This window comes from Nitrospirota bacterium (assembly GCA_016180645.1).
GTDB lineage: Bacteria > JACPQY01 > JACPQY01 > JACPQY01 > JACPQY01 > JACPAV01.
Map to the genome: position 1 here is coordinate 71,113 of JACPAV010000017.1, position 6,818 is coordinate 77,930.

Sequence of the window (6,818 nt, forward strand, 5' to 3'; positions counted from 1 at the left end):
TGCGTCCATGCTTCGAACTCAACTGACCGATCTGCTCGGGATTCGTCATCCCGTTATCCAAGGGGGACTCCAATGGTTGGCCACCGCTGAACTGGCGTCGGCGGTCTCTAATGCCGGCGGACTGGGCACGATCTGCGCCCTGTCGTTCGGCTCGGCCGACGAATTTCGCAGCGAACTGAAGCGGATGAAGGACAGGACCGACAAGCCGTTCTGCGTGAATCTCTCGATGCTTCCCATGATGGGCGACAATGAAGTCTACGGGATGTACATCGACATCCTGATCGAAGAGGGCGTAAAGGTGGTGGAGACGTCCGGCCGGAGTCCCGAAGCGTTTGTGCCGCAATTACATGGCGCGGGGATCAAGATCATCCACAAAGTTCCAGCGGTGCGGTTTGCGAAGAAAGCGGAGGGTGTGGGGGCGGACGCGGTGACGCTCGTCGGATTCGAGTGCGGAGGCCATCCGGGACTGGACGACGTGACCAGCCTCATCCTGATTCAGAAAGCGGCGAAGACCCTCAAAGTCCCTGTCATCGCGGCGGGAGGCTACACGGATGGTCGGGGGCTCGTTGCGGCCCTCGCTCTGGGGGCGAGCGGGGTGCTGATGGGCACGCGCTTCGTGGCCACGAAGGAATGTATCGTTCATCCCAACTTCAAGGAGTGGATGCTGAAGGCGCAAGAGACGGACACGATGATCGTGGAGCGCAGCATTCGCAATCCCGCGCGCGTGCGGCGCAACAAGGCCGCAGAGGACGTGCTGGAGCTTGAAAAGCAGGGCGCCACGCTGGCGGATCTCCTGCCACACATTGCCGGCAAGATGGGTTTGGAAGCCTATCGCTCGGGCGATCTGGACAAGGGCGTCATCGCCTGCGGTCAGGCCGTGGGGTTGGTGGACGACGTGCCGACGGTGAAGGAATTGATGGACCGGATCATTGGCGATGCGGAAAACACGATGGACGGCCTCCGTTCCTTCCGCGTCAACGGAGCCGGGGGGCGGTAGTGGAAGGTGTCAGGACGGTAGCCGCAGCCTTTATGGCTGCGTCCAGAACGCGGGCTGAAGCCCGCGCCTACCGGAACTGACAGCCGGACGCTGATGGCTGAGAGCGGCTAGTGTACCAAGGCCCTGCCTGGGAAACAGTCAAGTCGGCGATCGTCGATCTGACGGACCGCTGCAACCTCCGCTGCAAGCATTGCTTCTACTACCGGGAGCAGCATGACAGCGAGGAGTTGCCCGCCGATGAACTCCTGGCCGGCCTGAAAGTCCTCCGGGACCGTCACCATGTGCAGGCCATGGCATGGTGTGGAGGCGAGCCCCTTCTGCGAACAGACGTGCTGGAGCAGGGGGCGGCGCTCTTCCCCATGAATTGGATCTTTTCGAACGGCACGCTGCCTATCCCGGACGTTTCAAACGCGATGCAGTTCGTGTCGGTGGAAGGTCCGAAGGAGATCCACGACAAGATCCGCGGCCGCGGCACGTATGACAAGATCATGGCCACCGTCGCGAATCGTCCCGGTGAAAAGCCGATCGTTTTTCTGCCGACGATTCACAAACTCAACGCCCCGTTCCTGGAGCAAACGATGAAGGAACTCTCGAAAATCACCAACGCATTCCTCGGAGTCGAATTCTTCACTCCGCTCAAGGAGTACCGGCCGATCAAGGGCTATCCCCACGTGGAGATCCAGAAGAAGGATTTGGACCTGACATGGGAGGAACGCGACCGGATCATCGATCGTCTGTTCGCCCTCAAGAAGTCCTATCCGGGATTCATCGTTGTGCGCGATCGCGTTCTGGAGTTGATGCGCTCGGAGTACGCGCCCACCTGCATCGAGAAGTGCAACATGCCGAACCGGTGCCTCACGCTCGACGTGAAACTCAATCGCAAGCAGCCGTGCGTACTCGGCAAGGACGTGGACTGCTCCAAGTGCGGCTGCATCTTCCCCTACGAGCAGCAGGCCCGAGCAGAGGAGAAGGCATCGGGCAAAGATACCCGCCCCCTGTTTTTCTGAAGACATGAGAAATTGCCACGCGGCGATGGCAAATCGCCACGCAGCGGTCCCAAGTGTGGATTGAAATAGTCCACGTGTAACTTAGCGTGATCCCGCCGAAACCACGCTTTTTCAAACTCCTGGCTTGTCTTGGCGCAAATGTTGCGCATCCCTCGGCATGGCTTTGACCCAAAGGAGGCAATCATGAAGAACCAATCCATCACCACCGTTTCGCTTGGAATCATGCTTTTCCTGTTCAACGTAGCCGCGTCGCCGGGCGGATGCGGAGGGACGGAAGAGAAGCCGAAACAAACGACCACGACGGCGACGGAGCCGGCGCAACCCACGACAGCGGCTACTTCGACCGCGGAGCCGACGGCATCGATCGCGGCGCCCGTTCCGGCGAAAATTGAGGTCGCGCTGCCGACTACCGCCCTCAAGATAAGAGATACCCAGCAGCTCACCGTCGTTGTGAAAGACAAGGACGACAAGGAAGTGACGGGCGCCACGGTGAAGTGGTCCAGTTCGGACGAGAAGGTCGTGACCGTCGATGCGACGGGGAAGGTCACGGTGGTTGGAGCGGGCAACGTGACGCTGAAGGCCTGTGTGGAGAACGTGTGCGGCGAGGCCACGCTCGTCATCAAGGCCCTTGGCATTCCGCCCGATGTGGCCATGGCGCGTGTCGTTACGGCCGGTTCGACGTCCATGAGCGTGGGCGGCGGATCTCTCAAAGGCGGCGGGTCGGTTCGGAGCGCGACGCTTGAGCCTCTGCCCGGAGCTCCGCCCCGCTGGATGGGCTGGGTGGACGGTGCCGCGGACATGGGCTTGTTCGCGTCGCCCCGGCTCTACGTGAAAACCAGCGATCCCCTGTGTGATTCGGCGGCCGACCCGGTCGGCGCGGACGGCGTGCCCCTGTGGAAAGTCCCTACTTCATCGGGCATTGCCGCCGGCACGTTCTACTGTCTCTTGAAGGCCGAGATCGGCCCGCCCAAGACGGTTCCTTCCGCTCTCGCGGCGGTTCGGAAACCGATCTGCGCCATTCTCAAGCTGGTTCCCTACGAACAACTCAAGTTCGACGGGGCGAAGCAGGAGATCAAGGGTCCGAAACCCGCCGAGTGCTATCCGGAAGGAGGAGGAGGGGAGAGCAGGCAGTTCGGCCCGGGGACTGGCGAGACCGCGTTCACGGGCGATATGGTGTTGGCCCTCATTGCCAATCGACCGGGCGCTCTCGGCAAGAGCGGGTCTTGGGACGAGAGCTTCGACATCGATTGGCTGGTCAACGAGCGCGGGAAATCCGGCGGCCAACGAAAACTCGCGACCAAGTCCGGCGACGGGTGGATTGCGGCGGCCTCCGTATTTACCACGGGCACGAACACGGACGGCTTTGCCTACTACCTCGATTGGAAGAACGGCATCGTCCGTTTTGAGCAGAAGACGCAGCATTTCGACGCGCCGACGACCGAGCAGGATTGTTGCTACAGCACGCACGCCCGCCTTCTTGTGAAAGGCAAGGTGGACGAGAACGGCGTGTTCAGCGAGGTGACCCATTTCGAGGGAGTGCACAGCCAGCTCACTTCGTCGAGATTTACGCTGCCGGGGCTGACCGCCGACCCCAATCCAATCGACAAGGCGAAACTGCTCAGCATCCGCGGGAATCCGAAGGACGGGTACAAGACCCACGAGTATTGTAATCTGGCCCAATGCGGGCAGAGCGGGGGCGCTACTCTCTCCCCGCTGTCGACGTCGTCTTACATCGACAAAGTGGCATGCTCCGGCGATGTCGGCGCGACATGCGCGGGAAACGACGGCATCAAGATCACCAAAGCGTCGGACCTCGATTTCACGATGCTTCCTTCGGCGCCGACGTACACGTCCACGACGACGTGGTTCAACTCCCTTGGTGTTCTCAGCTACGACGCCGTTACCTGGGCGGACACGCAGTAGGGAATGTGGAGATGTGAGACGGGGTCATGTCGTCATCTCGGGCGCTGCGCCAGCCGAAACGTGCCGAGCGTGAGGAGGATGCAGAGGAGCCAGCAGGGGAAGGTGTACGGGAGGCGCATGCCCTCGCCGAGGGAGGATACTCAGGCGGGCGCCTCAGTCGACTTCGGTGATGTCGGGGTCGTGCATGTCGCGGCCGACGCGGACCTCAGTGTCGCCATTCCTGTTGAGCACGCTGATGTCCCACATCTGCATGGTCCCAGCGCCGATCAGCATTTGCTGGCGCAGGTCGGGAGAGACAAGCGCATACGCCTCGATCATCTTGCCCTCCAGCCTCAGCACGAGGTAGGTTGTGCCGGCGACATGGACCTCTCCCCCCTGACCGGCTGTTTTCAGGGATCGGGTCTCAGGAGAGTGGAGGACGGGGGTATCCTTCGGGAGCACGTCCAGTCGAATGATCGTATGGAATGACCCGGTATCGATGACGGCCTGCACATCCACGGACTTGGATTCGCTGGTCGTGATTCTGATCTCGCGAGTAGGCTTGCTCACGGAGTTATTCTAGACTCAGGACAATGCGAAGTAAACGCGGGGTCAGGGCAGGCTGGTCACCGTGACGGGGGTGAGGCGGTTGACCGTCGTTCCATCGCCGAGTTCACCTTCACCGTTGTAGCCCCAGCATTTCACCGTGCCGTCGGCAAGAAGAGAACAGGAGTGACTATATCCCCCCGCCACGGCTACAGCGGCGCTGAGCGCCGACACGCCGACGGGTGTTGACTTATCCACGGTTGTCCCTTCCCCGAGCTGGCCGCTGCCACTGGTTCCCCAGCACTTGACCGTTCCGTCCGAAAGAAGCGCGCAGGTGTGGGCGTTCCCTCCCGCGACGGAGATCGCTCCGGACAGGGAGGAGACGGCCACGGGCATCCATCTGTCCGCCGTCGTCCCGTCCCCAAGCTGGCCGTAGAGATTGTACCCCCAGCACCTCACCGTCCCATCTGAAAGAAGCGCGCAGGTGTGGGTGTTCCCTGCCGCGGCGGAGATCACACCTGAAAGGGATGTGACGACAACGGGTGTCGTCTTTTGAACCGTCGTCCCATCCCCAAGGTTGCCATAGAGATTGCTTCCCCAGCATTTGGCGGTCCCGTTTGAGAGGATCGCACAGGAGTGCTGGAACCCACCCGCAGCGGCGATCGCGCCGGAGAGGGAGGAGACGGCCACGGGCGTTGACTTGTCCACCACCGTCCCATCCCCAAGTTGACCGGTGGCATTGTAGCCCCAACACTTTACCGTCCCGTCCGAAAGAAGCGCGCAGGTGTGATAACGCCCACCTGCGGTCGTGATCACACTGGAAAGAGTTGAGACGGCCACGGGCGTCGTCTTCTGAACCGTCGTCCCATCTCCAAGCTGGCCATTGCCGTTATCCCCCCAGCACTTCACGGTCCCGTCTGAAAGAAGCGCGCAGGTGTGATTCTGCCCTCCCGCCGTTGCGATCGCACTCGACAGGGAACTCACGGCGACCGGTGTGATCGAATTGGTTGTCGATCCGTTCCCAAGCTGGCCCTTGCCGTTGTACCCCCAACACTTCACCGTGCCGTTCGAAAGGAGCGCGCAGGTGCGGTTGCCGATGTGGTTGGTGAGGCCTTCGCGGAAGGGGCGGGCGGGGGCGCCGGAGGCGGTCGATACGTGCAGTCGGGGGAGTTTGACGCCGAACGGGCCGGTGAGGCTTGTGACGGCCACGGGGGTCAGCCTCGTGGCGGTCGTTCCGTCGCCGAGTTGTCCCGAACTGTTGAGGCCCCAGCACTTTGCCAGACCGTCCGATCCGAGTGCGCAGGTGTGGTTGCCGCCGCCGGCAATCATGGCCACCCCTGAGAGCGTGGAGACGGTAACCGGGGTCGTCCGGTTGGACGTTGTACCGTCGCCCACGTAGCTTCCTGTTCCCCAGCATCGGACCGTGGCGTCAGACAACAGTGCGCAGGTGTGGAGCCCTGCGGCGCCCAAGGCAACGACATTCGAGAGCGTCGACACTCCGACGGGAGTGGATTTATTCGCGGTCGTTCCATCGCCAAGGCGACCCGAGCCGTTGCTCCCCCAACATCTGACCGTTCCGTCCGTAGAGAGGGCGCAGGAGTGGCTGGAGCCATTGCTGATCGCGACGATTCCGGAGAGGCTGGAAACGTTGACAGGCGTCGACTTGTTCGCTGTCGTCCCATCTCCGAGTTGGCCGGTGCCGCTCGATCCCCAGCATTTCACCAGTCCATCCGCTGTGAGCGCACACGTATGGTAGGCGCCGCCTCCGGCGATGGCCACCGCTCCGCTGAGAGAGGTAACGGCCACCGGCGACCACTTATCTGAGACTGTCCCGTCGCCCAATTCACCGTCGCCGTTGTATCCCCAGCACTTCACTTTTCCATCTACGATCAGGGCGCAGGAGTGGAAATCCCCTCCGGCGATCGCCACGGCGCCGGACAGAGAGCTCACGGCCGTCGGCGTGAGTCTCCCAATGGTCGTCCCGTCCCCGAGCTGGCCTTGGCCATTGCCACCCCAACATCGGACGCCGCCGTCCACGACGAGTGCGCACGAATGCCGGTATCCTCCGCTAAACGCCACAACCCCGGTCAGAGACGTCACGGTCACAGGCGTCGATCGATCGGTGGTCGTGCCGTCCCCGATCTGCCCGAATTGGTTCAAGCCCCAGCATCGTCCGGTGCCATCCGTGGCGAGGGCACAATTGTGAGAGTTGATGGCGGCTATGGTTTGCATGGTTGAGGTGCTTCCGCAGACGCCGCCTTCGTCGCTGGAGCCGTCGCAGTCGTTGTCTTTGGTGTCGCAGATTTCGGCGGAGGGCGAGCCGGCGGTGGCGCTGCACTGAGTGCCGGAGCCATCGGTCTTGCATG

5 protein-coding genes are annotated in these 6,818 nt (G+C 62.1%); 3 read left to right on the forward strand and 2 right to left on the reverse strand.

The annotated features are described in order from the left end of the window. Positions 1–7: 7 nt before the first annotated feature. The 3 genes from HYT87_11295 (at position 8) to HYT87_11305 (ending at position 3,927) form a co-directional block, all read left to right on the forward strand. Positions 8–997 carry a nitronate monooxygenase gene (locus HYT87_11295; protein ID MBI2060345.1) on the forward strand — a complete coding sequence of 330 codons (990 nt, stop codon included), beginning with the start codon at positions 8–10 and terminating at the stop codon, positions 995–997. 110 nt (positions 998–1,107) lie between these two features. Beyond that, the gene (locus HYT87_11300; GenBank protein ID MBI2060346.1) at positions 1,108–2,004 is read left to right on the forward strand and encodes a radical SAM protein; all 897 of its coding nucleotides are present in this window, start codon (positions 1,108–1,110) and stop codon (positions 2,002–2,004) included. A gap of 183 nt (positions 2,005–2,187) precedes the next feature. Continuing rightward, a complete protein-coding gene (locus HYT87_11305; protein ID MBI2060347.1) occupies positions 2,188–3,927 on the forward strand; it encodes an Ig-like domain-containing protein in 1,740 nt (579 codons plus the stop codon). Between the two features lie 153 nt (positions 3,928–4,080). Here the strand turns inward: HYT87_11305 and HYT87_11310 are convergent, their stop codons facing one another. Then, on the reverse strand, positions 4,081–4,476 hold the full coding sequence (locus HYT87_11310; GenBank protein MBI2060348.1) for a retroviral-like aspartic protease: 396 nt from the start codon (positions 4,474–4,476) through the stop codon (positions 4,081–4,083). A gap of 42 nt (positions 4,477–4,518) precedes the next feature. Continuing rightward, the coding region (locus tag HYT87_11315; protein ID MBI2060349.1) for an RCC1 repeat-containing protein at positions 4,519–6,818 on the reverse strand (2,300 nt) is incomplete at its 5' end.